The sequence below is a fragment of the Caproicibacterium sp. BJN0003 genome (genome assembly GCF_026314295.1).
GTDB lineage: Bacteria > Bacillota > Clostridia > Oscillospirales > Acutalibacteraceae > Caproicibacterium.
In genome coordinates this window covers 365,931-391,242 of record NZ_CP111108.1, presented here as the reverse complement: position 1 = coordinate 391,242, position 25,312 = coordinate 365,931, and the positions used below count along the sequence as shown (strand labels likewise).

Sequence of the window (25,312 nt, the reverse complement as noted above, 5' to 3'; positions counted from 1 at the left end):
AAACTTCTTTAAAACTGGTTTGATACCGTCGGCGAACAGTTGGCGGAATAATTTATTAACTTGGAGGAAAAGAAAATGACAAAAATTGCAGTTGCTTCTAACAACAAAAATGTAACGGGACATTTCGGACACTGTGACAACTTTCTGTTGTATGACGTAGAAAACGACAAGATTGTAAAAGAAGAATCAGTGGCTAATCCCGGCCACAAGCCCGGATTCCTGCCCAACTTTCTTGCTGATAAAAGCGTAAATGTTATCATCAGCGGCAGCATGGGTCAGGGCGCTGTAGACATTTTTAATGAGCGAAATGTTGAAGTGATTACCGGCGCATCCGGTGACGCAAAAACGGCAGTGGAACGTTACCTAAAGGGCGAGCTAAAATCGACCGGCAGCATCTGCCACGAACATCAGCATCATGACGAATGCGGCGAATAAAGACATTTAAAAGCGAAAAACATGATGTAAATGAAGCAAACATTGAGCCCCAAATATCAGTTTATAAAGAAATCCCTCCGATGATGAAAACGCATCGGAGGGATTTCCTTTTTGTAACACAAAAATGATCTCAGGAATACATGCCGTTTTTATTCATGTAATCGTAGATCATTTTTCCGTGTTCCTGCTCTTCAGCCTGAATCTGATTCAGTACTTTTCGGACATTTTCCTCTTTGAATTCAAATACACAAACGTCATAAGAATGAGAGAGATATTTTTCTCCTGAAAGTGCGTCTGTGCACAAAAAGGTGTCCTCATCTTTGTTTTGGTTTTGAGACATTCCATAGGTAGCTGTAAATGTCGGCTGCCCTTGAGAACTGCTATCAATGGCCGTGGGAACTGTTCCGTTCTCAATCTCCTGAATAAGCTCTCCATGATGCTGTTCTTGTTTTGAAATTTGCGTAAACAAATTCTGAAGCTGCGGGTCGGTTGCTTTTTTAGATTCTTTTTGGTACTTTTCGGTAAGAAGTTTTTCCTGTTCTTTTAAGTCTTTTAAAAGTCCTGTTTCTTTTTGTGTTAACTGCATAATAAATCACCTTCCGTTTTTAATATTCACAAAAAGAAATCAATTTATGCACCAAATTTATTTTTCATTTGTTTTTATTAACAAAATAAGGAATTTATTTATCTGCCGGAAATTCGTACCCCTTTTTCCTACTTTCTGAATAAGATAAAGAACAGAACAATTATATTTACTTTTTAGAGCGTTCCCTTTTTATTTTGCAAAAGCGGGGTGTATTTATGTGTGGAATTGCCGGATTTTGTGATTTTCAAAAAAATTTTACAACAGAACAGGAAAAGTGGAATCAGATTTTAATTGATATGCGGACTTCAGTTGCCCATCGTGGCAGCGATCAATCAGGAGAATATCTACGGGAAAACATTGGATTTTCCCACGCAAGACTTTCGATCCGTGATATTCTAGGTGGAGCTCAGCCGATGATCCGAAAAGCAGGCGACTTTGAATATGCAATCGTCTACAACGGAGAAATTTATAATACAGAAGAGATCAAGCCAGCTCTCGAACAAGCAGGATATCATTTTGAAACCACTTCCGATACGGAAGTGATCCTCTACGCCTATATGGAATACGGCATGGACTTTGTTACGAAACTCAATGGAATCTTTGCCTTTGGAATTTGGGATGGCAAAAAGAATCAGCTTCTTTTATATCGGGACCGCGTAGGAGTTAAACCATTATTTTATACGTTAAAGAATGATTCTCTTGTTTTCGGTTCCGAAATAAAGGCTTTGTTCTGTCATCCATATGTAAAACCAGAAGTGAATCTCGATAGTTTCCGAGAGATTTTTGGAATTGGGCCTGCAAGGACTCCAGGCTGCGGCGTATTCAAAGGGATCTGTGAGGTAAAACCGGGAACCTGTGTTCTCTTCTCAAAAGACGGATTTCACCAATTCGCTTATTGGAAACTGAAAGCGAAAGAGCATACGGACAGTTATGAAAAGACGGTGGATACCGTTTCTTTTTTGGTCCGAGATTCAATTACCAGACAGATGGTGGCAGATGTTCCTGTCTGCAGTTTCCTTTCCGGAGGAATCGATTCCAGCATTGTCACCGCGGTCGCAGCTGATTTTTTGCAAAAGAACGGTTCTCTTCTCAATACCTTTTCTTTTGATTTTGTGGACAATGATAAAAACTTTCGTTCCAATTCGTTTCAGCCGGCACAGGATCGCCCATTCGTAGATAAAATGCTCAAAGCTTGTCACACTCATCATACCTATTTGGAGTGCGATGAGTATCAGTTGGTCGATTCTCTATTTGACGCCGTCTCCGCAAAGGATCTTCCCGGTATGACCGATGTAGACGGTTCTCTTCTTTATTTTTGCTCTCTTGTAAAGCAGCAGAATAAAGTTGCACTTACCGGCGAATGCGCCGACGAAATCTTCGGTGGATATCCATGGTTTTATCGCAAAGATCTTTTTGAAGCCGATGGATTTCCGTGGTCCAAAGATTCATCTGCAAGAATCGTTCTTTTAAATGACGATTTTATTAAGAAATTGAAAATCGACGAATACTCTCACAGCAGATACGAAGAATCCCTGCACGATGTTCCCTATCTAGAGGGAGAAACGGCGGAAGAAAAACGGCGGCGTGAAATTAGCTTTCTAAATATTCGGTGGTTTATGCAAACGCTTCTCGACCGCATGGATCGAACCAGTATGGCCTATGGACTGGAAGCTAGAGTGCCGTTTGCAGACCACCGCATCATTGAATATCTTTACAATGTGCCGTGGAACATGAAATATCAGCATGGAGTAGAAAAAGCGCTTTTGCGGGATGCCTGCAAAGATCTTTTGCCGGACGAAATTCTTCATCGCAAAAAGAGCCCCTATCCAAAAATGTACAGTCCAAATTATGAAAAGCTTTTAGCCGAGCGGTTTTCGGCACTTTTAAAAAATTCCAATGCACCGGTAAATGCTTTTCTTGACCCCAAAAAGGCAGACCTCTTTTTATCCTCTCCAAAAGATTACGGAAAACCATGGTTTGGACAGCTGATGGCAGCTCCTCAAATGATGGCCTATATTCTGCAGATCGAAGACTGGATGGAAAAATATCACCTTCAACCATGTCTCTCTTAAATTCGATTTTATAAAGTTTCTTTCTGATGCTGTTCTAGATTTTGCAGTAAAAAATTCACAAAATAACGTGCTCCCATCGGCAGTGTCTTCCTGTCTCGAAACGCAAGGGAAATCGTTCGTTTCATGACTGGTCTGATCGGACGAATCACAACATTTTTGTGATCGATCTTTCTCAGCACCAACTGATACAATGCAGAAACACCAAGCCCTTGCTCTACCATCGCAATAATCGTATCATCATCAATCACGCGATAACGGATATCCGGAGTCAGCAAAAGGCTTCGAAAAACATTGAGCGGCACACTGTATTCCCCTTCTCCCAAAAGAATAAACGGCTCTTGCGCAAGCTCTTTCACTTCAACATGGGAAAAGGAAGCCAAAGGATGATTTTTGGGCAATACCGCCATCATCCCATCTTCACAAAGAGGGATAGTCTCCAAACCGCTGACTGCATCCGGATTGAGAAAACCAAAGTCCACGCGTCCTTCTTTGATCCATTGGGCAATTGTTGTATATTCTCCCTGGTCCAATACAAACTGCACCATTGGATAAAGTTTTCGAAATTCTTTCATTGCACGCGGTAAAAAGCTGCGGCTTACACTAGTAAACGTTCCGATCCGAACCACCGCATTTTGAAGACCATGCATCTCCAGCACTTTTCCCTCAAGGCGTCGATGTGCCGCGCAAAGCGCCTGCAGATAAGGCAGATATTCTTTTCCATCCGCTGTCAGCTCTACCCGATTTTTTGTCCGCTGCAAAAGCGCCGTGGAAAGCTCTTCTTCCAAAGCTTTTACGTTTTGGTTTACTGCGGATTGGGTATAACCGAGCTGATGAGCCGCTTTTGTAAAACTTCCGGTCTCGACCACTTGTAAAAAGACTTCATATCTCGTCATATTTTCACCCATCCCATTAGTTTCTCTAATGAATCAATTATAACAATTTGTTTTACTAATTGTAAAGAAACAGGTATACTATTTTTGAGAAAAACAAATGGGAAAGAAGTTAACTAAAAATATGAATGGTATGGAATATAAAATTGGAGTCTGGGACGGGATGCCTGTTGGAATCGGGTACTTTTCCGTCAGCTTTGGATTTGGCGCTCTGGCAGCTTCCCACGGAATCAGTGCATGGGATGCAGCAGTAATTTCCTTTTCCAATCTGACGAGCGCCGGTCAATTTGCAGGATTAACTGCAATTACAGCGGGAGCTTCTCTTTGGGAACTCATTTTGACACAGTTAGTCATCAACAGTCGTTATGCCCTAATGAGCCTTTCTCTCAGTCAAAAAATGGGCAGCCGCATCGGTACGCTGCCAAGACTCATTATTGCATTTTTTAACACCGACGAAATTTTTGCTCTGGCAATGGCACGCCAAAAGCCTCTGACGGTTCCCTATTTGTTGGGCCTCGGCCTAACTCCAATGATCGGCTGGACCGGTGGAACGCTCGCCGGTGCCTTGGCAAGTTCCGCACTGCCGCTGATGATTCGTACCGCTCTTGGCGTTGCTCTTTATGGAATGTTCATTGCCATTGTAATTCCCCAGGCACGCGCACAAAAATCCATTTTGGCCGTCACGCTGATTTCTCTTATTCTCAGCTGCCTCTTTTACTGGATTCCAGTGCTGAACGGGATTTCTTCCAGCCTCTCGGTCATTTTATGCACGGTAATCTCCGCAGCGGTTGGTGCGCTCTTATTTCCGATAGGTGATGAGGAAAATGCGCAGGAGGCCTTGGCGTGAATATTTATATCTGTATCTTTGCAATGGCCTTGACAACTTATCTGATTCGCATGCTGCCTCTAACACTTTTTCAAAAGAAGATCAAGAATCGGTTTTTGCGGTCTTTTCTAACTTATGTCCCCTGTGCCTGTCTGACTGCCATGACATTTCCGTCGATTCTTTACTCTACAAATTCTCTTATCAGCGGTCTGATTGGCTTTTTGGTCGCTATCATTGTATCCTTTTGGGGGAAAAGTCTGGTTATGGTAGCCGCTTGCAGCTGCGCTGCGGTTTTTTTAACCGAACAAATCCTCTGCTTTTTTTAAAAGAATTTTTACAGAAATAAAAAAGTTATCCAGTAAAATAACATTGAAAAGAAACCTTTAAATGGTTGACATTTTCTCAAAGAATTCTTATGATAAAAAGCAATAACAAAGGTGTTTCATTTTTCGAAAAAGCGAAAAATGAAACACCTTTTTCTTTAAAAAGGGGGATAAAAATGCATCGAATTAAAAAAATTTCTGCGCAAATTGTACAGATCCCACTAAAGCGCCCTCATGTAATGAGCCTGATGACGGTAAAGCACGTCGATTTTCTACTTGTAAAAATCACAGAAGAACAGGGATTGGAAAGCTGGGGAGAAGCTGCCTTTTTAGGCGGCCCCACTTGGTCGGAAGAAAGTGTAGAAAGTGCTGCCGCTGTGGTGCAGAAATATCTCGCGCCCTATCTCATCGGGCAGGAAGGAACCCAATTAGAATCTCTGCGCATGCGGATGGAACAATTAGTCCGCGGCAATCATTTTGCCAAAGCTGCCGTAGAGATGGCACTTTTTGATCTGACTGGAAAAGCATTTCATCTGCCCGTTTATGAACTTTTGGGTGGAAAAGTCCGCAGCAGCGTTCCTATGAGCTGGTCCCTCGCAACCGGAGACATCAAAAAAGAAATTCAGGAAGCAGAAGAAAAATATGCACAGGGATTTCGGATTTTTAAATTCAAAACCGGCGTTCTCTCTCTGGAACAGGATATTGCGCGGGTCGCTGCCATTCGGGAACATTTCGGCAAAGACCTTCACCTTCGAATTGACGCTAATCAAGGTTGGAGTTTCTTTGAGGCTTTGGAAGCTTTACAAAAAATGGCACCCTATCATCTTGATTTTGCCGAGCAACCGCTTTCGAAAGACGATCGGGAAGGACTTTCCATTCTGACCCAAAAAACACCCGTTCCACTCTTAGCCGACGAAAGCCTTGACTCTCTGCAAAATGCCATGGATCTGATTCGTGCCCACACTTTCCATTTGTTCGGGATCAAGCTTACAAAGATCGGCGGTCTGCTCGGTGGAAAACGTCTTGCCTCTCTGGCCGAAGCGGCTCATATGGACTGCTATGTAGGCTGTATGATTGAAACCGGCTTGGGAACTGCCGCATATCTTCATTTTGCAGCATCCACTCCTCAAGTAACCCTCGGATGCGAACTGTTTGGGCCACTTTTGCTGGCAGATACTATCACCACGAAAGAACCAAATTATCAGGATGGCTCCATTTTCTTATCAGAAACAGAATCTGGTTTTGGTGTGGAAATTGATGCTTCTCAGCTTAAGCGTTATACGGTTGCTGACCCGATTATCATTCAATGAAATCTTAAAACAGCATAAAATCGGCCCATAGAAACCTTCTATGGACCGATTTTTATTTTTCAACACATGATTTTTCTGTGATCTCAATAAAATGGGTAATTAAAGTTTGTGCATAGGATTGCTTCAGCCAAGCAAATCGAATCCAATACCATGTATCTTCGGAGAAATGAAAAACTTCCATTTTTGAAAGCTGCTTTTCGGAAAGAACCGCCTGTGCCAAAATCTTGGGAGAAAAACAAGCTCCCATATTTTTTGCACAAAGTTCCAAAAGTGTTTCGATATTCCCCCCCTCTACTCTAATATCCGGAATAAAGCCCGCCTGCGCAATCAAATGCCGACCAATTCTTCCGGCAATATCTTTTTGCCCATTCATTAAAAACGGACATTTTTCCAATGGGGTAACCTTTTTTTCCTCCTTGATTTTTTGAATCACTTGCTTTACATGATCTCCATAAAGTTGAGACAACAGCTCTTTTCCTACTAAGAGTACGACCTCTTCTTCATAGAAATCACGCATCTGAACTTCATTTAAAGGAGTCAGGAAACCTGCAATTGCCAAATCAATTTCCCTTTTTAAAAGTTTCTGCTGTAAAATATCGTTCAGATCTTCCACCAATTGAATCTCAATGTTAGGGTATCGCTCTTGATATGTTTTGAGAATTTTCGGCATCAGCGCATGCTCCCTTGTATAGGCAATCCCAATGCGGAGACAGCCTTTCTGATTGCCGGAGATCTCTCCAAATTCTTGTTGCATTTCTTCATATTTTCCCGAAAATTCTTCTGCATAATTTAAAAATATCCGGCCCTCATAAGTCAATTCCAGTGGAATTTTTCTTTGAAACAGTTTACATCCCAATTCCTGTTCAATAGAGGCAATCTGGGCGCTTAAAGTCTGCTGCGTAATATAAAGGCGCTCTGCGGCTCTTGTAAAGCTGCGTTCCTGCGCGACCATTAAAAAATAGTGTATATTTAAAAAATTCATTCTCTTTCTCCTATTACAGTATTTTAGCTGTATTTTATATCGTAAATAACAGTTTGACAATGGTTTTTATAAAATTTATACTGGAATTGAAAAGAGGCTTTCTGATGGAAACTGCTACTTTACTGCTTTTTGCAGCTGCTCTATTTTGCTGTGTCCTTTTTAATTTCCCGATTTTATATGCGTTGGTCTTTGGATACTTTTTATTTTGCTTTTATGGACTGCGAAAAGGGAAAAAGCCACAGGAACTTTTGAAAATGTCCCTTACAGGAATTAAAACTGTTAAAAATATTTTGATCGTCTTCCTATTAATTGGAATGATCACTGCCTTATGGCGTGCAGCAGGGACAATTCCCGCCATTATTTCTGATTCTTTCGGACTAATGCTTCCTTCTTTCTTCCTTGTAATCACATTCCTTTTAAATTGTTTGGTTTCCTTTTTAACGGGAACTGCCTTCGGATCGGCAGCTACCATGGGAGTAATCACGATGGCAATCGGAAACGCGATGGGTTTAGATCCTGCCTTCCTCGGAGGAGCCATTCTTTCTGGCGTCTATTTTGGAGATCGCTGTTCTCCAATGTCTACCAGTGCACTTTTAGTCAGTGAACTGACTAAAACAAACCTTTTTACAAATATCCGTAAAATGTTTTTTACCTCTATTGTTCCCTTTTCTATTTCTTGCATATTATATATATTTTTAGGATTTACTAATAATTCAGAATCTAATTCGATTGGGATAAAAGAAATTTTCGAAACAAATTTTAATCTCTCCTTTTTAACCTTAATTCCTGCAATCTTAATTTTAGTGCTATCTTGCTTTAAAATTTCAGTTAAAATCACGATGTCATTAAGCATTCTTTCTGCCGTTGGAATTGCTTTTTGGATACAAGTCCTAGAACCCACCCAATTATTTCACCTGCTGATTTTCGGCTATCATGCACAAGACCCTGTTCTTGGAAAATTAATTGATGGGGGCGGTATCCTTTCGATGGTGAATGTTACCGCGATTGTTTGTCTTTCCTCTTGTTATGCCGGAATTTTTAATGGAACCGGTCTTCTTATCAATTTGAAAGAGAAAATTCGAAGACTTGGCCAAAAGATTTCTCCCTATGGCAGCCTGCTCTGCACTTCCATCGGCACTTCAATGATTGCCTGCAACCAAACCCTTTCCATTATGCTGACCCATCAGCTTTGCAACGAAATGATTTCTGACCATGAAGAAATGGCAATCAATCTTGAAAACACCGTAGTCGTTTTAGCCCCCCTTATCCCCTGGTCCATCGCAGGAGGAGTTCCACTGGCTGCAGTAGGTGCACCCCAAATCAGTCTTTTATTTGCCTTCTATTTATACCTGATTCCTCTATGGAACTTTTTTAAAATTACTTACAAAAAACGAGCCAATCAATGATAAATGGGACGCTTCCTTTTTTCATAGCAGAAAGGAGAGCGCCCCATTTTATTTTTTACATTTTAAAAATTTTTTATTTTTGTCTTGACAAACTGCAAAAGTGTTGTATTATTGTATTAAAGACTTAATACAATAATACATTATGGAGATGAGGATGTTGTCTGAAAATATTCTTAGCACAAACAAAATTTCAAAAAAATTCGGCAATTTTCAAGCAGTTTCCGATTTGGATCTTGAACTTCGCCGCGGTGAAATTTATGGCTTAATCGGTAAAAACGGAGCTGGAAAAACGACCCTGCTCAAAATGATCAGCGGGCTTTCTAAACCAAGCAGTGGCTCCCTGCGGCTTTTGGGAGAAACCACCGAAAGCGGATTCCAAAAGGCCCGTGCGAAAACCGGCTGTATGATTGAAACTCCCGGATTTTTGCCTTACCTTTCCGCAAACGATAATTTGGAATATTATCGTTTACAAAGAGGAATGAAAGACAAAAGCTGCGTTCAAAAAGCACTGAAATTTGTCGGTCTTTCGGAAACCGGAACTAAAAAATTCAAAAATTTCTCTCTCGGCATGAAACAGCGTCTCGGGCTTGCTCTTGCCGTTTTAGATGACCCGGAACTGCTAATTTTGGATGAACCGATCAATGGCCTTGACCCTATGGGAATTGCAGAATTCCGTGAAATGATCCTTTCGCTTAACCACGAAAAAGGCACAACGGTTTTGATTTCCAGCCATATTCTCGGCGAGCTTTCTCAGATCGCAACTACTTTTGGTTTTATGAATGACGGAAAACTGATTGAACACATCAGTGCCGCCGATCTGGAAGAAAAATGTAAAATGAATCTAAAGCTGACCGTAGACAATACTGAACGTGCTGCCAAAATCTTGCAACAAAATCTTTCATGCAATGAGTTTCAGGTGGAAAATGAACGAGAAATTCATTTGGACGCTTTCCTTGATACCCCAGAGATTGTTGTAAAAGAGCTGGTCCAAAACGATGTGATGGTCTCCGGCGTAGAGCGAGCCGGACTTAATTTGGAGGAATACTTTATCAATCTTGTGGGAGGAATGCAGCATGCTTAATCTGATCAAAGCTGATCTTTATAAGTCATTTCATCGAGCCTATCTTTATGTAATCATCATCTGCCTTGCTGGTTTGGCCGTTCTTGTTAATGTGATTGTTGCTCAATCGGACTGTTCCGTTGAAAAGGCACTACAACTAATTTCGGAACTTCTCGTTTACCCTCTGTTTTTGGTCTGTCTTTTTTCCGACATGACAACTGCAGAAGAAAATAAAGAGCATTCTCTAAAAAATACAATTGCAGCCGGAGTCTCCCGGAGCAAAGTCTATTTTGCAAAACAAATCAGTACCCTTATCATTGGTCTTATCACCGGAATTATCACGATCGGAGCATATATGGCCAGCGATTTTCTGCTGATGCGCTCCGACGGCAGTTTTTCTCAGACGTTTTCTGATTTGATGCCCTACCTTGGAACTGCCTTTTTGTGCTATATTGCTGCCTGCTTCTTGTCGACTGCTTTAGCTTTCATTATCCAAAAGAATGCACTGTTCAGCATTTCCTATTTTGGAATTTTGGTTTTTCCAGCACTGCTCTTCCGACTTTTGAACTATGCAAATCCGATTTTCTTAAAGTTTGAAGAACTGACCCTCTTTATGCAAACAAACAGCATTGTAACGACTGCTCCAGAACAGCTGATCAACATTGTATGGGTCGCTGCCATTCACTTAGTCGTATTCTTCTTTGCTGGGCTCTTAATTTTCCGCCGACAGGAAATTAACTGATTGCTGAAATTTCGTACTAAAATGAAAGTCTTTTGTTAAATGCATCGTATGCACAGCCCTTAAAAAGGCTTTTCATAATTATAGAAAAATGCGCCTGATCGTTATGAAAACAATCAGGCGCATTTCTTTATATAATTCTAGTGTTTCTCTCAACTATACAGCCGTATTCATACATCTCCATTATTGAAGAATTCGCGAATCATTTCCTCAAGCGCTCGATTGGAACGGCTGCGGTAACCATCCGGGGGAAACATCAGAGCAAGATCTACAAAATATCGTTCTTTCCCCAAGCTAAAATATTCCACATCTGCGCTAGGTACCGCACACGAGCCGTAAGTAAATGCCAACCCCAGCCCATGAACCGCCATGGACTGGGCAAAGGCTGCCGTCAAATTTTCATTGATAACAGGAGGATTTATTCCATATTCTTTAAATTGCTGCTGGGCCACTGCTCCCAGCACATTGCTGCGTTTAGACAGCAAATACTCAAAATTAGCAGTATCCCTCAAATCGATCCACGGACGGCTGAGCTGGCCATAATGGGCAAACTCCATAACGGGATGTGCTCGATTGGCAACAAGGCAAACCTCATCCTGCAAAACAGTTGAATCCTTTCGAGGACACTCATTAGCCGGAAATGCAACCAATGCCATATCAAGCTCACCTGCTGCAACTTTTTTTTGCAGAACAATACTGTCGTGCTCAGAAATAATCACATTTACGGTTGGATATTCTGTACGAAACCGCTGCAGCACTGGGGGAATCAGCGCCGCTCCACGAAAACTGCTTATTCCAAAAATCAGCTGACCGCCATTCGGCAATTCTGCCTCCCGAAGTTCCTCTTTGACACGTCGATACTGCTGAAGCATTTGCCGCGCATTGCGAATAAATATTTCTCCCTCAATGGTAGGACGCACGCCGGAGCCTGTGCGAACAAAAAGTTTCGTGTCCAACTCTGCCTCATAGCGAGCCAAGAATTGGCTCAGACTTGACTGTGCAAGATATAGCTTTTGTGCCGCCTTACTAATTCCGCCTTCCTCTGCAATCGTTACAATATACTCCAATTCTTTCAATTCCATATTCATTTGCCCCTTTCTTTAATTGTTGCACAAAAGCAAGGACTTTTATTTGTGAGGCCTTACATGTAATATCGGTTTTTCCGATTGGTGCCATGTTAAAGTCTTAATTGACAATACTTTTCCCTAGTATATAATAAAATTATTAGAGTTTCAATACTATTTTTAGGTAAAAAGCCGATTGATATTTGATCTTTCTAGAAAATCTATCGTTTTTTCAAATATCAGTCCAATTGTGAGAAAGGAAAAAAATGCCAGAACTTTCAATGAAGGGCGTGATCGATATGCACGTCCACACAAATCCAGACCTGCGTTTGCGAGCCTATGATGACTTTGAGCTGTGTGATGCCGCCGTAAAAGTCGGTGCGCGCGCCATTGTCATCAAAACACATCTTGGTGACACCTCCTGTCGTGCTGCGCTGGTGAATCACTACAACAAGATCGTTCATGGAGAAAATGATTTTACTATGTTCGGTGCTGTCACTCTCAACCGCTGTGTCGGCGGCATTAACCCCGTTGCAGTGGAAAATTCCCTTAAGTTGGGTGCAAAGGTAGTATGGCTGCCTACTCAATCTGCCCGCAATCACCTTGTCAAGATGGGCAAACCTACCGACGGCTGTGTAGATACCGTTGTGAACGGCAAAGTTGTCCCCGAAATGCTGGACGTCTTTAAACTCATTAACGACTATGATGCTGTACTGGGCACAGCCCATATCTCCCCCGAAGAAGCTTTTGTAGTTGTAGAGGCCGCGCGCAACGCTGGAGTCAAAAAGATCGTTATCACTCATCCCGAATGGTGGGTTGTCGGTATGAGCATTGAAGATCAGGTTCGCCTTGTCAAAGACTATGATGTAATCCTTGAACGCTGTTATGCGCAGAACATGGGCGGCGGCAAGTATCGCAGCAACCTACCCGACAACCTTGAGCTTATCAAAACCGTTGGCTACAAAAACGTAATGGTAGATACTGACGGCGGTCAAACTGAAAATCCCCACTGGGAAATTGCAATGCACGAATACATGCAGTATCTCTATGACCATGGTATTCCCGAAGAACAGGTCCGCTATATGACTCATGATACTCCCTGCAATCTGCTGGGGATAGAAAAATAATCTGGAGGAATCAAAAATGCTGAGCTTAGTAATCGTCCTGGCCATTGCTCTAGCTGTATACCTTGGCTACAAGACAAATATCAACACCGGCTTTTTCTGCTTTGTCTTTGCATACCTCATCGGCTGCTTCTGGATGGGCCTCAAGCCTAAGGACCTAATTGCCTTCTGGCCTACCAGCACGATGTTTGTCATTTTGGCAGTTTCTCTCTTCTATAACGTGGCAGCTGCCAACGGCACTCTCGAAAAGATCTCACGCAGCTTACTTTATGCATGCCGTAACTTTCCCGGCATTTTACCCTATGCACTGTTTGCTGTTGCAGTTATTCTTTCCGTTATGGGCGCTGCCTACTTTACCGTTCTTGCCTTCCTCGCTCCTATCACCCTTATGATTTGCGAAGAAGCAAACATGGATAAGCTCACCGGTGCTATCGCAATCAACTGCGGCGCTCTCGCTGGCGGCGACTTTCCAACCGCAGCCCTTGGCGTCATATTCCGCGGTCTGATGGGCACCGCTTATCAAGGCGCTCCCGACCTTACCCCCATTGATGACTTTACCGCCACTCTGACCATGTTTGGTCTCGCAATTATATCCAGCCTTATCATTATTACCTTTTTCCGTTTTGCCTTTAAGTCTAACCGCAACATCGGCAAAGGTGTTGCTTTCGAAAAACCCGAAGCCTATAATAAGGTTCAGCGGAAGACCCTGGCTCTCATCCTTATCATGATGGCAGTCGTCCTGGTCTTCCCCATTCTCAAGCTTCTTGCCCCCAGCGTCAAGATCTTCTCTGTCATCGCAGGCAAGATAGATGTCGGCCTTGTTGCAATCATCTTTGCCGTCATCGCTCTTCTGATGAAGCTTGCTCCTCAGAAAGAAATCATTGCAAAGATTCCGTGGAATACCATTCTTATGATTGCCGGTGCCGGTATGCTGATTGCTGTTGCAGTTAAAGCAGGTACTATCACCATGCTCTCCAACTGGATCGGCAGCAACGTTCCTACATGGCTCATTCCTATGGCATTGTCCATCGTCGCGGCAATTATGAGCTTCTTCAGTTCTACTACTGGTGTTGTCTGCCCGGCTTTGTTCCCACTTATTCCCGCGCTGGCAGCTGCTACCAGTCTGAACCCTGCAGTCCTTTTCACCTGCACGGTTCTCGGTGCGCAAAGCTCTGCAATTAGCCCCTTCTCCTCCGGCGGCAGCTTGATCCTTGGTTCCTGCGGCAACGAGGAAGAACGCAACGCTCTCTTTAATCGTTTGCTGTTCGTAGCTGTTCCCGTCAGCGTTGGCCTCAGTGCAGTCTATAATCTGATTGTTTCTCTGGTCATGTGATCCTTTATTTTCTGTCCGAATTTGTTTTTGAGCAGAAAATAAAAACTATCTTACAGGAGTAAAAAAATCAATGGTTAAATTATATGAATCCAGTATTTACCTCGTAAATGGTGAAACCATCGTCACCGACAGTGCAGCGCTTCCCAGCCTTGTCGGCAAGACCGTCTCTAAGGAAGAAGCCACCAAAGGCACCATGGCCTACGGCATACTTAAAGCCCACAATACCACCGATCATATGGATAAACTTCAGCTGAAGTTCGACTCTATGACATCACACGATATTACTTATGTTGGTATTATCCAGACTGCCCGTGCCTCCGGAATGACCGAGTTCCCACTGCCCTACGTTCTGACAAATTGTCACAACTCTCTCTGTGCTGTAGGCGGTACGATCAACGAGGATGACCACAAGTTTGCCCTTTCTGCTGCTCATAAGTACGGCGGTATCTATGTTCCCACCAACATGGCAAACATTCACTCTTACAACCGCGAAACCATGGCAGGCTGCGGACGTATGATCCTCGGCTCCGACTCTCATACCCGTTATGGTGCTCTTGGCACTCTAGCGATTGGTGAGGGCGGCGGTGAGCTTGCAAAACAGCTTGTCGGCAAAACCTATGACTTTGCCCGTCCAGGTGTCGTTGCGATCTATCTGACCGGGGCCCCCAAGCCCGGTGTGGGCCCTCATGATGTCGCACTTTCGATCTGCGGCGCTGTTTATAAGAACGGATATGTAAAGAACAAAGTCATGGAATTTGTCGGCCCCGGTATTAAAAATCTTCCAATTGAGTACCGCAACGCCATTGACGTTATGACCACTGAAACTACCTGCTGGTCCTCCATCTGGGTCACGGACGAAACAACAAAGAAGTACTTTACGATTCATGGCCGTCCCGAAGCTTATAAAGAAATCAAACCCGCTGACGTTGCCTATTATGACGGCTGTGTTTACATTGACCTTTCCACAGTGGAATGCACCATTGCAATGCCCATGCACCCCTCCAACACCTACACCATCCATGAGCTGCAGAAAAATGCCGCGGACATTCTGCATCTTGTTCAGGAGAATGCCAACAAGCAGATAAAGGGCGCAAAAATGGACATTGTCAGCAAGTACCACGACGGTGCTATCTGGGTAGAACAAGGCGAAATTGCAGGCTGTGCAGGTGGTACCTTTGATAATATCTGTGCTGCCGCCGACATTCTCAGAGGCAAGAGCTGCGGAAACGGTGCTTTCACGCTAAGTATCTACCCAGGCTCCATGCCTGCTTTGGCTGAACTTATAAAGAACGGCAGAGCTGCCGATCTCGTTTCTGCCGGTGCCATCATGCGCGAATGCTTCTGTGGGCCTTGCTTCGGTGCAGGTGACACCCCTGCAAACGGCGAGTTTTCCATCCGCCATACCACGCGAAACTTTCCAAACCGCGAAGGCTCCAAGCCTGGCGAAGGTCAGATGGCAGCTGTTGCTCTTATGGACGCACGCTCTATTGCAGCCACTGCCGCAAACGGCGGTAAACTGACCGCCGCAACCGATATCGAGGTTGAGTATACCAATCCTGAGTACAAATTTGATGGCAACATCTATAAAAAGAGGGTTTACAACGGCTGGACAAAGCCTGAACCTAAGACTGAATTGAAATTCGGCCCCAACATTAAGGATTGGCCTGCACAGCCTCCTCTGACCGATGATTTGCTGGTAAAAGTCTGTTCTTACATTACTGATCCTGTTACCACTACTGACGAGTTGATCCCCTCAGGCGAAACTTCTTCCTACCGCTCCAATCCTGAGCGTCTTTCCGAATTTGCTTTATCTCGTCGTGATCCTCAATATGTCTCCCGTAGTAAGGTAATGCGTCAGCAGGAACGTGACCGTGAAACCGGCAAAGGTCTCTCCGATGAAGTAAAAGCAGTTTACGCTGCTCTAACTGCAGCCGGTATCAAAAACGACCCCGAGAACACCGATATTGGCTCCACAATCTTTGCCAATATGCCCGGTGATGGCTCTGCACGTGAACAAGCTGCCTCCTGTCAGAGAGTGATGGGTGCGTTTGCTAACTTTGCTAAAGCCTATGCCACCAAGCGTTATCGCTCCAACTGCATCAACTGGGGTATGACTCCCTTCCTCGTAGAAAATCCTGAGGTATTCGAGCTGGGTGATTATCTCTTTGTTCCCGGTGTACGGCAGGCTGTTCTTGAAAACAAGCCCAGTTTTCCAGCATATGCTGTCAAAACTGACGGCACTGTTACCAAATTTTCCGTCTCCACCGGTGTTTTAACTGAAGCCGAACGTCAAATTATTGTCGCCGGCTGCCTGATCAATTACTACCGCAACCATTAATTTAGCCTTCTTCTTACCTTTTTTTGTACCAAGGAAGCCCACAGCTGTATTACAGTTGTGGGCTTCCTTGGCTTTAAATAAAAACTCCGGACAAGATACCATTTAAAAAGTTTCCGCATAAGATAGATGGAAATTTTTTAACTAAAACGACCAAACTTCCGGAGGTTTTTTTATGAATGACTTTTCGCAGTACCGAGGACTTTCCTCCGAGGAAGCTGAAAAGCGACTTAAAATTTATGGTAAGAACGAACTTTCCATTTCGCAAAAAAATTGTCCTTTGCGAAAATTTTTAAAAGTTTTAAAAGAACCGATGTTTCTTTTGCTCCTTATAACAGCAGCGCTGTATTTTTTTCTCGGAAAGCCACAGGACGGCGGAACCATGCTGATCTTTGTAGGCGGCATGATCACAATCGACAGTATCCAAGAATGGAAAACCGATCGGACACTTTCTGCTTTGCGTGAACTTTCAGCGCCCCAAATTCCGGTCATTCGGGACGAAAAGGAGCAAAAAATTTCAAGCTGTGATTTGGTCCCCGGTGACCGGATGCTGCTTTTCGAAGGAGATAAAATTCCTGCGGATGGACGAATTCTAGAATGTTCCGATTTTATGACAGATGAATCGACACTGACCGGAGAAACAGAAGCAATATCAAAAGTTCCATTTTTGGAAAATAATTTTTCCGAATTTTATTTTCGCCGAGACAGCTGCTATGCAGGAACTCTGGTAACGCGCGGAAGCGCTGCTGTTTTTGTAGAACGCACAGGGCGTTTTACGGAATATGGAAAAATCGGTACCGCCATTTCTCAGGCACCGGAAAAGCCAACGCCGCTTCAATCTCAAACTGCCAAACTAATCAAAAGCTGTGCCATCCTTACCATGGGCCTTTTTGTTCTGGTCACTCTTTTAACCTTTTGGAATCTTTCCGATTTTTCGTTACGTGAGCGTTTAACGGAAAGTCTGCTCTCCGGCATCACGCTCTCGATGGCAATGATTCCGGAAGAATTTCCCGTCGTTTTAACGGTTTTTCTCTCAATGGGCGCATGGCGGCTTGCCAAAAAACATGCACTGGTGCGAAAGCTTTCCAGCGTAGAAACGCTAGGCGCCGTTTCGGTCTTATGCGTAGATAAAACCGGGACCCTCACAAAAAATGAAATGAAGGTAACAACACTTTGGCCAGTTAACATAAATCAGTCTTATCTTGCCGAAATCATGGGGTTAGGATGTGAAACACCGCCTTATGATCCGATGGAAAAAGCAATGCTGCGTTTCTGCAGAGAACAAAATATTTTAGTTGATCCTTTTTCCCGCGGAGAACTTCTTGCAGAATACTCTCTTACTGACCATCTCAAAATCATGGGACACGTCTGGAAACGAAACGGTCACATTGAAATTGCATTAAAAGGCAGTCCGGAACAAATGTTAAAGCTCTGCCAACCTTCTCAGACGACTCTTGAAGCCGCCCGCAAAAAATATGAAGCTCTTTCAAAATCCGGTCTGCGGGTCATTGCAGCTGCCATTCAAATTTTAGAAGAATCGGAACTGGTCCCAAAAACGATTTTAGAATGCCGCCCCCAATTTGCTGGACTGATTGGGCTTTGTGACCCACCGCGGGAATCCATCAAGCAGGATATTGAAAACTGCCGCAGCGCAGGAATCCGTGTTTTAATGATTACCGGAGACAGTCCCTTAACTGCCTGCGCAATTGCTCAAGAAGTCGGGATACAAAGTACGAATCACGCTATCACCGGAGCCATGTTGGATCAAATGAACGAAGCGCAACTTTTAGAAGTTGTCAAAACAAGTTCTGTCTTTGCCCGTACGATTCCTTCCCACAAAATGCGAATTATAGAGGCACTTCGAAAAAATGGGGAAGTCGTTGCGATGACCGGGGATGGAGTAAATGATGCACCAGCTCTAAAATATGCAGATATTGGTATTTCCATGGGGAAAAAGGGGAATCAAGTCTCCCGGGAAGCTGCCGATCTAATTTTAATGGATGACCGCTTTTCTACTATTGTTGAAACAATTCACGACGGCCGCAGAATTTATGAGAACATTCGCAAAGCTGTAAGCTATATCTTTACCATTCACATTCCAATTGCGCTTTCGGCGATCTTTATGCCGGTTCTGAGGATCCTGCCTGACTCTCTCTTTTTGCTGCCCGTCCACATTATGCTTTTAGAGCTTTTAATCGATCCAACCTGTTCTTTAGTCTTAGAGCGCATGCCGGCACAGCCTAATCTTATGAAACAGTTCCCAAGAAAAAGAGAAAGCTCTCTGCTTTCGCACCATCTTCTCGGAAAAAGTTTCTTACAGGGATTTATTTTGTTTCTGGTATCGTTCGGTTCTTACGTCTTTTATTTGAATCATTTACACGAAAATGCCGCCTTTGCCCGCTCCATTGGGCTCTGCATTCTAATGGCTGCCAATTTCTTTTTGGTGCTGCTCTCCGCTTTCGACCGAGGCTGGACTTTTAAAGAAATGGGAACGTTTCTGCGAGATCGAGTCATACAGTTTTCCGCTCTCGGGACACTTCTTCTCATTCTTCTAATGCTTAATTCTCCCTTATGCACTTTTTTAAAGCTCTCTCCTCTGCCGATTTCTCAGTTTTTTGTATGCATTTTTCTCGCGGCAATTTCTGTTTTCTGGTATGAACCTATTAAACATCTTTCTCATTAAATAACAAAAGTGATTAGGATAATTCTTGCAACGCCTTCTGATAGGCTTTCTCCGTAATAGGATCAAAACAGACCATATAAACCGTTTCAATGCCACAATCAGACTTTAAAAATTCTAAGATCTCAGAAACCGCAATTTTTGCTGCCTCTGAGAGTGGAAAACGATAAATTCCAGTACTGATTGATGGAAAAGCAACGGTGTGACAATGCGCTTTCTGCGCCAAGCTCAGGCAATTTCGATAGCAGTTTTTCAAAAGCTGTACTTCTCCACTCTTTCCCCCGTGAAAAACAGGTCCCGGCGTATGAATCACATACTTTGCCGGCAACCGGTATCCGCCGGTGATTTTCGCTTCACCGGTAGAGCAGCCGCCCAGCGTCCGACATTCTTCCAAAAGTTTTGGCCCTGCCGCACGATGAATTGCACCGTCTACTCCGCCGCCTCCCAAAAGAGTTGTATTAGCAGCATTAACGATTGCATCTACCTGCATTTTCGTAATATCTCCTAAAACGATCTGCAGCTTTGACATGGAAATTCCTCCTTTTAAGATTTTGCTGGATTAAAATCTGCATATATTTTCCCTCGTATCATACAAAAAAGAGCCAATCGCTTTTGCAGGAAGCAAAAGGGATCGGCTCTTTCACAATAAAAATTTCAGCTTATTATTGCACAGTCAATTTACCCTTGACTGCATTTTTGGCTGCCATTTAAGCTTCTGCTTTCCAGAGTCCATGCAGATTGCAATAAGCATAAGCTACGGTCGGCTGATCGTCTGATGTCAGTGCAAACACTGCTTTCGGCTCTTCTCCGGGGTGCAATGCCTTGTGCTGATAACCATTTTTGGTTTCCAAACAGATCCACTGGATTGAATGCTCTTGGGTCATCGGATGCGGAGTACTGCCAACTTTGACCGTAACAGTACTGCCTGAAACTTCGATCACTGGAACATGCTTCTCAACAGCTGCGTCTGTCGTATTCGGAACAAGCTCCTGCATCTTCTCTCCGCAGCACACAACCGGAACTCCACTATCATGTACTTTGACGACAATGTTCCCACAATGACGGCAAATATAGAACTTCAGTTTGGACATAAAAAACACTCCTTTTTCTTTGATTTTTTGGATTCAACCATCTGCGCTGATTCTCTTTTATCATCCGACAAATGACTAAATTCTTGCTTTTAGTATATCATATTTTTCCAGTAATCTGTTAATGATCTGTTAAAAAATTTGGTTTTATTCTAAAATATGACTAAAAAATTATTATTAAGATATTTTCTTTTTTATCTTTTCAATATTTATACTAATTAGCCATTTATAGAAAAACAGAGCAATCAAAATACCCAATGGTATTAAAATCGCTCTGTTCTTTGCTGCCACATTTTCGTCTATATTACGATTCTGATGGATTGCTCTGTCAGTATTTATTATTAAGCCATTTTTCTTATATCAAGATTTGTTTCTGTGCAGATCAAACAAATCATCCTATCGGGTATAATGTCATTGCAATTAAGACACCAACCACGCCACGAATAACACCAGGAAGCAGCCCAGCTTTCAAAATAGTTTTCTGGCTGTATCCGCCAGCGCCCATAGCCATTGGCACAACGGCAGTTGCCATCGGGGTAATCAGTGAAGACATGGATGCCAGTGCGCACAGGATGATTGGTCCGCGCGGATCGCAGCCCATAGAAACGCAGGTCATAATAGCTAACGGTTCCAGCACTGTCGTAACAGCACGATTGTACAGTACTGAGGTCATTAAGAAAGCAACAATATAGAATGCCGCTCCAATGAGATAGCCATTGGTTGTATGGCCAAGTATAGAAGCAAGCCATTTTCCTAACATGTCTGCAGCACCGGTCTGACCCAATGCATTGCCCATAACAACTACGCCTACATACAGCAGGATAATGTCCATATTCATGTTATTGATTGCTTCACGCTCGGTCAAAACACCACTCGCTACGATCACGATAGCACCAATCATGGTAGCTTCCCAAGAAGGAACACCCAACATCAAAGCAATAATAACTGCTACAAACACGCCATATCCCAAAACTTCACGCACAGGGCTAAGTGGTTCCTGATGCTTGAGTTCATGACCTTGTACCATGCTGGTTGGCATTTCCGGCTGTTCCGGTAAAAATTTTGGAACTACAAAGATTGCTAACAAAAGGGTGATAATTCCAACTGGGAATATAACAGATGTTTCTGTCCACATGTTAAACTGAGTAGCAGTCCAACCATAGGATTGCAGGTAGCCGTTATCAGTGATATACCATGCTGCATAAGGGCCGATAGGCTCTATAATAAATGCGCAGGACACTGATGCGATTGCAATTGGATACATCATTTTAGACGGACTGATATGCATTTCGTCGCACATGCCCTGCACCAACGGATAAACCAAAGCAAAAAGTGCTACGATACTGGGAATAAACTGTCCCAGAATGCAAGTCATTACAACATAAGTAGCGAGAACTTTCGTAAAGGAACCTTTGGTCACCTTATAAAGCATTTTAGATAGATGAGCGATCATCTGGGTACGGCTTAAACCCGCAGCAACGATAAACATACAAACCATTGTAACGACAGTTGTGCTGCCAAAAGACGGCAATGCTGTTTTTACGTCGATACATCCAGTGATAATTAAAAGCACCATAACCAGCATTGAGGTGACTGACATTGGTATCTTTTTCATAAAAAACGAGACAATCATAAATGCAAAAATTAATAAACATATTGTCATCTGGGACATTTCTTCTTCCTCCTTATTAAACCAAATTAATATTGTTGAACTTCTCTGCACAGAAAAGGCAACTTGACCATTTTGAATCTGTTTTTATACGTCTTGAGGAATCTTTGGTTTTATCTCTTTTGGAATAGGAGCACAATACACCTGGGATTTTGTTCTTTTCAGCTTTTCCTGTTTAGCGCGATCAATAACAGCAGGGTCTTTTAATACATCGATCGCTGCACCTGCAAGTACCTTACCGGCATAGAGCATTCCTTTATGCGCCATTCCGCTTTTTCCTACCGCAACTTCTTGCCAGGAATGCATGGCAGTTCCTGCGGGCATCGTGGCTATATTCAACTGAGCCACCGGACACACCCAGCTAACATCTCCCACATCCGAAGAGGCAAAGCCTTGATGTTCCATTGGGAAAGGCATCGCCACATTATGTATATCGCTGTCAGAATTTTGAGAAAGCTTTTCCTGTTCTTCCGGGTCAGTGACATCCAGAAGAAGCTCATCAAAATAGGAAGCACTCCCTTTTTGAGTTGCACGCATAGCCTTTGCCAACGCAAAATCTTCTTTTGAAAATTCCGGTACAGAAATCTGTTCTAGATTTTTTTGTAAAACTTGAAGCAGGTTGGTATTGAGTACAGTATTGGAACAGGCCTTTACAAATTCAATTTCCACCCGTGTATCCGTCATCATTGCCGCACCCTTAGCAATACGGTTGACCCTTTCATACAGGTCTTTCGCTTGTCCAAGCTGCGGTGCACGCATTAGATATAATCCCTCAGCATAAGGCTGAACGACTCCCGGGAGTGTACCGCCTGTATCCGTAATTGCATAGTGAACGCGATTATCCATTGGCATGTGTTCGCGCAAATACTGCACGCCAGTATTCATCAGTTCCAAAGCATCCAATGCACTGCGTCCAAGTTCCGGGGACATGGCGGCATGAGAAGAAACGCCATAGAAGTGATAACAGGCCTGATAGTTTGCCATCGTGCTTTCACGTGCCACGCTATTCACTTCTCCAGGGTGCCAACTAAAGGCAATATCCAATTCATCAAAAGCACCGTCACGCGCCATAAACCCTTTTCCGGCACCGCCTTCTTCAGCCGGACACCCAAAAAATTTGACAGTTCCCGGCAAGCCGCTTTCTTCCAGATAATGCTTTACTGCGATTGCCGCCGCAAGGGATCCTACCCCCAACAAATTATGTCCGCAGCCGTGGCCGGCTCCACCAACTTCAATCGCCTTTTTTTCCGGACATTGGGAAACCTGACTCAGACCAGGCAGTGCATCAAACTCTCCCAAAAATCCAATGATAGGTGCTCCTGAACCAAATGTTCCGGAAAATGCAGTCGGGATTCCGGCCAATGGACGTTCGACTGTAAACCCTTCTTGCTGCAAGGTCTCGCAAAACAATTTGGCGGCCTTCGTTTCATGGTATCCGATTTCCGGATGATCCCATAAAAAGTCGCTCATTCCAGTGAGCATTTTCTCCTTTTCATCAATAAAATTAATTGCTTGTTCTTTACGAGTTGACATAATATTTGTGGTCCTTTCCGTCTATGCTGTAATTGCTGCTTTTTAAAGTAGTTACCCATGGACTCTCAAATAAAGTAAAAGATGCTGAATCTAAAATCATTAAACTAATAAACGAAATTTTTACTATATTTTCAGACACCTTTCGGAAATTTCAATTAAAATATACCATTAAGGCATCACTCGGTCAAGCAAAATTTATGCTTAAAAACAATCTTTTCCCTTTTCTACAAAGGATAAATTCAAGACTTGGTCATTATTTAATAAAGAAACTATTTTTCAGACATTTTATATCCTATTTGTCTCTTTTAAAATTTTTAGACGTATTTTTGGACATTTGTCTTGCTTTTATCATTTTTGTAGTATATAACTATAATGAATAATAGTTGTATAGTGAGAGGACGTTTTCATGTATTTTATTGGTGTATTCACTACGGAGCAGTCTCTGCGGTATATCATGCGCATTGATAAGGAAATGCGCACATACAGCAACATCACTTATTTGCCTTATTCTTCTCTGGAGCATTTGGAATTTTTATATGAAAAAAATGCTAACCAGTTTGATGGGCTTTTATTCAGTGGCTCCTATCCTTATGAAATCATTGTTAAAAAGTATAATAATCTTCTAAAACCTTTTACCTATTTCAATATTACTGACCGCGATTATTACAAACTGATTGCGCGTTTGGCGATACAAAACCCACAGCTAGATTTTTCGCGGGTCTATTTTGATCGGCCACAAATACCGGTTGATTTTACTTCTATTTTTAACAAACCAGATATGCCTCTCCTTGGTACGGCTCCCATTGATTGGGATACAGTAGATGCTGTTGAGTGGTACAAGCCCTTACGCGAATATTATCGCCAGGTTTGGGACAGTGGCAAGGCTGATTTATTAGTCACTCGATTCGGCAGTATGGACGAATACTTCAATGAAAATCATATTCGGCATGAGTTTTTATACCCTTCAACTGAATCTATGATAGAAACTTTTCGCGGCCTAATTATGCAGCTCAGTGCTGTTTCTATGCATGACTCCGCAGCCTGTATCGGGCTGGTTGGCACGGCACACACTATGACAGAGGCACAACGCGTCGCGTTATCTGCGCAGTTACAGATTTGCAATAAGCAGCTTGGTATGCCTTTTCTTATTTATGAGCATGGAAACCATTATGAATTAACCACAAATATTGCAGTTCTAAAAGAAATGTCTCAGCAATACACCACCTGTCCTGTTATGACATTTTTGCAAAATAATCTGGATTTTCCAGTCTGTGTAGGCTGGGGCTGCTCCAATAACGTGATCGACGCACACCGTAACGCGCAGCGAGCAATAAAAGAAGCTTTTCTGCGCAAAGGTTCTGCTGCTTTTATTGTCACCGCGGATAATGTAATCATTGGGCCGCTTTCCAGCGCTCGGAGAATCAGTTATACAGATTCTCCGAATCAGCATCTTTCAAATCTAAGCAAAAGCCTTTCTGTTTCCCCACTTTATCTGAGCAAAATCATTTCTGTTCTCAATCAGAAGGGCAGTGATACTTTGTCTGCAGAAGAGTTAGCCTTCTTTTTGAACGTTACTACCCGTAGCGCATCCCGTATTCTTTCAAAGCTGGAAGCCGGAGGGGCTGCGACCGTTCAATATAATCGCCAACTTAATTTACGGGGACGGCCTGCCAAGATTTATAAGATCCTTTTTCAAAAATTACCATAACAAATTACGCTAACAAAAAAGGCGCTGCGGGAAAAACCCGCAGCGCCTTTGCTGTTATGTGTCGAATTATACACTATAAAAAGACACGTGTCAAATATTTTTTCAAGAATTTAAAGACACAATATGGAACAGTATAAGGATTTCATTTT

21 protein-coding genes are annotated in these 25,312 nt (G+C 43.0%); 13 read left to right on the top strand and 8 right to left on the bottom strand.

Annotation, left to right across the window (positions count from 1 at the left end; all coding sequences use genetic code 11):
- The first annotated feature begins 75 nt into the window (after positions 1 to 75).
- Complete coding sequence (locus OP489_RS01840) at positions 76 to 435, top strand: NifB/NifX family molybdenum-iron cluster-binding protein (protein ID WP_266162679.1); 360 nt, start codon at positions 76 to 78, stop codon at positions 433 to 435.
- A gap of 130 nt (positions 436 to 565) precedes the next feature.
- On the opposite strand, the gene OP489_RS01835 is transcribed toward OP489_RS01840, so the two are convergent.
- A complete protein-coding gene (locus OP489_RS01835) occupies positions 566 to 1,021 on the bottom strand; it encodes a spore coat protein (protein WP_266162678.1) in 456 nt (151 codons plus the stop codon).
- 215 nt (positions 1,022 to 1,236) lie between these two features.
- Here OP489_RS01835 and asnB point away from each other — a divergent pair, with 215 nt between their 5' ends.
- Complete coding sequence (asnB, locus tag OP489_RS01830; RefSeq protein WP_266162677.1) at positions 1,237 to 3,093, top strand: asparagine synthase (glutamine-hydrolyzing); 1,857 nt, start codon at positions 1,237 to 1,239, stop codon at positions 3,091 to 3,093.
- An 8-nt stretch (positions 3,094 to 3,101) separates the two neighbouring features.
- Here asnB and OP489_RS01825 read toward each other — a convergent pair whose 3' ends face one another.
- On the bottom strand, positions 3,102 to 3,986 hold the full coding sequence (locus OP489_RS01825) for a LysR family transcriptional regulator (protein ID WP_266162676.1): 885 nt from the start codon (positions 3,984 to 3,986) through the stop codon (positions 3,102 to 3,104).
- A gap of 97 nt (positions 3,987 to 4,083) precedes the next feature.
- Between OP489_RS01825 and OP489_RS01820 the strand changes: the two genes are divergently transcribed.
- From OP489_RS01820 to OP489_RS01810, 3 genes are all read left to right on the top strand, one after another.
- Entirely contained in the window at positions 4,084 to 4,830 is a 747-nt protein-coding gene (locus OP489_RS01820) for an AzlC family ABC transporter permease (protein WP_266162675.1), read from the top strand.
- Complete coding sequence (locus OP489_RS01815; RefSeq protein WP_180341450.1) at positions 4,827 to 5,135, top strand: AzlD domain-containing protein; 309 nt, start codon at positions 4,827 to 4,829, stop codon at positions 5,133 to 5,135. The genes OP489_RS01820 and OP489_RS01815 overlap by 4 nt, the downstream gene beginning before the upstream one ends.
- A gap of 173 nt (positions 5,136 to 5,308) precedes the next feature.
- On the top strand, positions 5,309 to 6,442 hold the full coding sequence (locus OP489_RS01810) for a muconate/chloromuconate family cycloisomerase (RefSeq protein ID WP_266162674.1): 1,134 nt from the start codon (positions 5,309 to 5,311) through the stop codon (positions 6,440 to 6,442).
- A 52-nt stretch (positions 6,443 to 6,494) separates the two neighbouring features.
- On the opposite strand, the gene OP489_RS01805 is transcribed toward OP489_RS01810, so the two are convergent.
- The gene (locus OP489_RS01805; protein ID WP_266162673.1) at positions 6,495 to 7,424 is read right to left on the bottom strand and encodes a LysR family transcriptional regulator; all 930 of its coding nucleotides are present in this window, start codon (positions 7,422 to 7,424) and stop codon (positions 6,495 to 6,497) included.
- 104 nt (positions 7,425 to 7,528) lie between these two features.
- Between OP489_RS01805 and OP489_RS01800 the strand changes: the two genes are divergently transcribed.
- The 3 genes from OP489_RS01800 (at position 7,529) to OP489_RS01790 (ending at position 10,632) form a co-directional block, all read left to right on the top strand.
- Positions 7,529 to 8,830, top strand: coding sequence for a Na+/H+ antiporter NhaC family protein (locus OP489_RS01800; protein WP_323135411.1), 1,302 nt, complete (start codon positions 7,529 to 7,531; stop codon positions 8,828 to 8,830).
- A 226-nt stretch (positions 8,831 to 9,056) separates the two neighbouring features.
- Positions 9,057 to 9,911, top strand: a complete 855-nt coding sequence (locus OP489_RS01795; protein ID WP_266162671.1) for an ATP-binding cassette domain-containing protein — start codon at positions 9,057 to 9,059, stop codon at positions 9,909 to 9,911.
- Entirely contained in the window at positions 9,904 to 10,632 is a 729-nt protein-coding gene (locus OP489_RS01790) for an ABC transporter permease (RefSeq protein WP_266162670.1), read from the top strand. Before OP489_RS01795 ends, OP489_RS01790 begins: the two co-directional genes overlap by 8 nt.
- A 167-nt stretch (positions 10,633 to 10,799) precedes the next feature.
- Here the strand turns inward: OP489_RS01790 and OP489_RS01785 are convergent, their stop codons facing one another.
- Positions 10,800 to 11,711, bottom strand: a complete 912-nt coding sequence (locus OP489_RS01785) for a LysR family transcriptional regulator (RefSeq protein ID WP_266162669.1) — start codon at positions 11,709 to 11,711, stop codon at positions 10,800 to 10,802.
- 248 nt (positions 11,712 to 11,959) lie between these two features.
- On the opposite strand from OP489_RS01785, the gene OP489_RS01780 reads away from it, so the two are divergent.
- From OP489_RS01780 to OP489_RS01765, 4 genes are all read left to right on the top strand, one after another.
- The gene (locus tag OP489_RS01780; protein ID WP_266162668.1) at positions 11,960 to 12,820 is read left to right on the top strand and encodes a DUF6282 family protein; all 861 of its coding nucleotides are present in this window, start codon (positions 11,960 to 11,962) and stop codon (positions 12,818 to 12,820) included.
- Between the two features lie 16 nt (positions 12,821 to 12,836).
- Positions 12,837 to 14,150: an SLC13 family permease gene (locus OP489_RS01775; protein ID WP_266162667.1), complete on the top strand. Its 1,314-nt coding sequence runs from the start codon at positions 12,837 to 12,839 to the stop codon at positions 14,148 to 14,150.
- A gap of 70 nt (positions 14,151 to 14,220) precedes the next feature.
- On the top strand, positions 14,221 to 16,488 hold the full coding sequence (locus tag OP489_RS01770) for a hydratase (protein ID WP_266162666.1): 2,268 nt from the start codon (positions 14,221 to 14,223) through the stop codon (positions 16,486 to 16,488).
- Between the two features lie 172 nt (positions 16,489 to 16,660).
- Positions 16,661 to 19,168, top strand: a complete 2,508-nt coding sequence (locus OP489_RS01765) for a cation-translocating P-type ATPase (RefSeq protein WP_266162665.1) — start codon at positions 16,661 to 16,663, stop codon at positions 19,166 to 19,168.
- Between the two features lie 13 nt (positions 19,169 to 19,181).
- Here the strand turns inward: OP489_RS01765 and OP489_RS01760 are convergent, their stop codons facing one another.
- The 4 genes from OP489_RS01760 to OP489_RS01745 form a co-directional block, all read right to left on the bottom strand.
- Entirely contained in the window at positions 19,182 to 19,694 is a 513-nt protein-coding gene (locus OP489_RS01760; RefSeq protein WP_266162664.1) for an O-acetyl-ADP-ribose deacetylase, read from the bottom strand.
- Positions 19,695 to 19,872: 178 nt separating this feature from the next.
- On the bottom strand, positions 19,873 to 20,256 hold the full coding sequence (locus tag OP489_RS01755; protein ID WP_416232460.1) for a desulfoferrodoxin family protein: 384 nt from the start codon (positions 20,254 to 20,256) through the stop codon (positions 19,873 to 19,875).
- Positions 20,257 to 20,644: 388 nt separating this feature from the next.
- Positions 20,645 to 21,916: an SLC13 family permease gene (locus tag OP489_RS01750; RefSeq protein ID WP_266163455.1), complete on the bottom strand. Its 1,272-nt coding sequence runs from the start codon at positions 21,914 to 21,916 to the stop codon at positions 20,645 to 20,647.
- Positions 21,917 to 22,009: 93 nt separating this feature from the next.
- Complete coding sequence (locus OP489_RS01745; protein WP_266162663.1) at positions 22,010 to 23,455, bottom strand: M20 family metallopeptidase; 1,446 nt, start codon at positions 23,453 to 23,455, stop codon at positions 22,010 to 22,012.
- A gap of 406 nt (positions 23,456 to 23,861) precedes the next feature.
- On the opposite strand from OP489_RS01745, the gene OP489_RS01740 reads away from it, so the two are divergent.
- On the top strand, positions 23,862 to 25,163 hold the full coding sequence (locus OP489_RS01740) for a hypothetical protein (RefSeq protein WP_266162662.1): 1,302 nt from the start codon (positions 23,862 to 23,864) through the stop codon (positions 25,161 to 25,163).
- Positions 25,164 to 25,312: the final 149 nt, after the last annotated feature.

Coding starts and splice junctions, on each gene's coding strand:
- OP489_RS01840 (WP_266162679.1), top strand. CDS start 76: ATGACAAAAATTGCAGTTGCTTCTAACAACAAAAATGTAACGGGACAT.
- OP489_RS01835 (WP_266162678.1), bottom strand. CDS start 1,021: ATGCAGTTAACACAAAAAGAAACAGGACTTTTAAAAGACTTAAAAGAA.
- asnB (WP_266162677.1), top strand. CDS start 1,237: ATGTGTGGAATTGCCGGATTTTGTGATTTTCAAAAAAATTTTACAACA.
- OP489_RS01825 (WP_266162676.1), bottom strand. CDS start 3,986: ATGACGAGATATGAAGTCTTTTTACAAGTGGTCGAGACCGGAAGTTTT.
- OP489_RS01820 (WP_266162675.1), top strand. CDS start 4,084: ATGGGAAAGAAGTTAACTAAAAATATGAATGGTATGGAATATAAAATT.
- OP489_RS01810 (WP_266162674.1), top strand. CDS start 5,309: ATGCATCGAATTAAAAAAATTTCTGCGCAAATTGTACAGATCCCACTA.
- OP489_RS01805 (WP_266162673.1), bottom strand. CDS start 7,424: ATGAATTTTTTAAATATACACTATTTTTTAATGGTCGCGCAGGAACGC.
- OP489_RS01800 (WP_323135411.1), top strand. CDS start 7,529: ATGGAAACTGCTACTTTACTGCTTTTTGCAGCTGCTCTATTTTGCTGT.
- OP489_RS01790 (WP_266162670.1), top strand. CDS start 9,904: ATGCTTAATCTGATCAAAGCTGATCTTTATAAGTCATTTCATCGAGCC.
- OP489_RS01785 (WP_266162669.1), bottom strand. CDS start 11,711: ATGGAATTGAAAGAATTGGAGTATATTGTAACGATTGCAGAGGAAGGC.
- OP489_RS01780 (WP_266162668.1), top strand. CDS start 11,960: ATGCCAGAACTTTCAATGAAGGGCGTGATCGATATGCACGTCCACACA.
- OP489_RS01775 (WP_266162667.1), top strand. CDS start 12,837: ATGCTGAGCTTAGTAATCGTCCTGGCCATTGCTCTAGCTGTATACCTT.
- OP489_RS01770 (WP_266162666.1), top strand. CDS start 14,221: ATGGTTAAATTATATGAATCCAGTATTTACCTCGTAAATGGTGAAACC.
- OP489_RS01765 (WP_266162665.1), top strand. CDS start 16,661: ATGAATGACTTTTCGCAGTACCGAGGACTTTCCTCCGAGGAAGCTGAA.
- OP489_RS01760 (WP_266162664.1), bottom strand. CDS start 19,694: ATGTCAAAGCTGCAGATCGTTTTAGGAGATATTACGAAAATGCAGGTA.
- OP489_RS01755 (WP_416232460.1), bottom strand. CDS start 20,256: ATGTCCAAACTGAAGTTCTATATTTGCCGTCATTGTGGGAACATTGTC.
- OP489_RS01750 (WP_266163455.1), bottom strand. CDS start 21,916: ATGACAATATGTTTATTAATTTTTGCATTTATGATTGTCTCGTTTTTT.
- OP489_RS01745 (WP_266162663.1), bottom strand. CDS start 23,455: ATGTCAACTCGTAAAGAACAAGCAATTAATTTTATTGATGAAAAGGAG.
- OP489_RS01740 (WP_266162662.1), top strand. CDS start 23,862: ATGTATTTTATTGGTGTATTCACTACGGAGCAGTCTCTGCGGTATATC.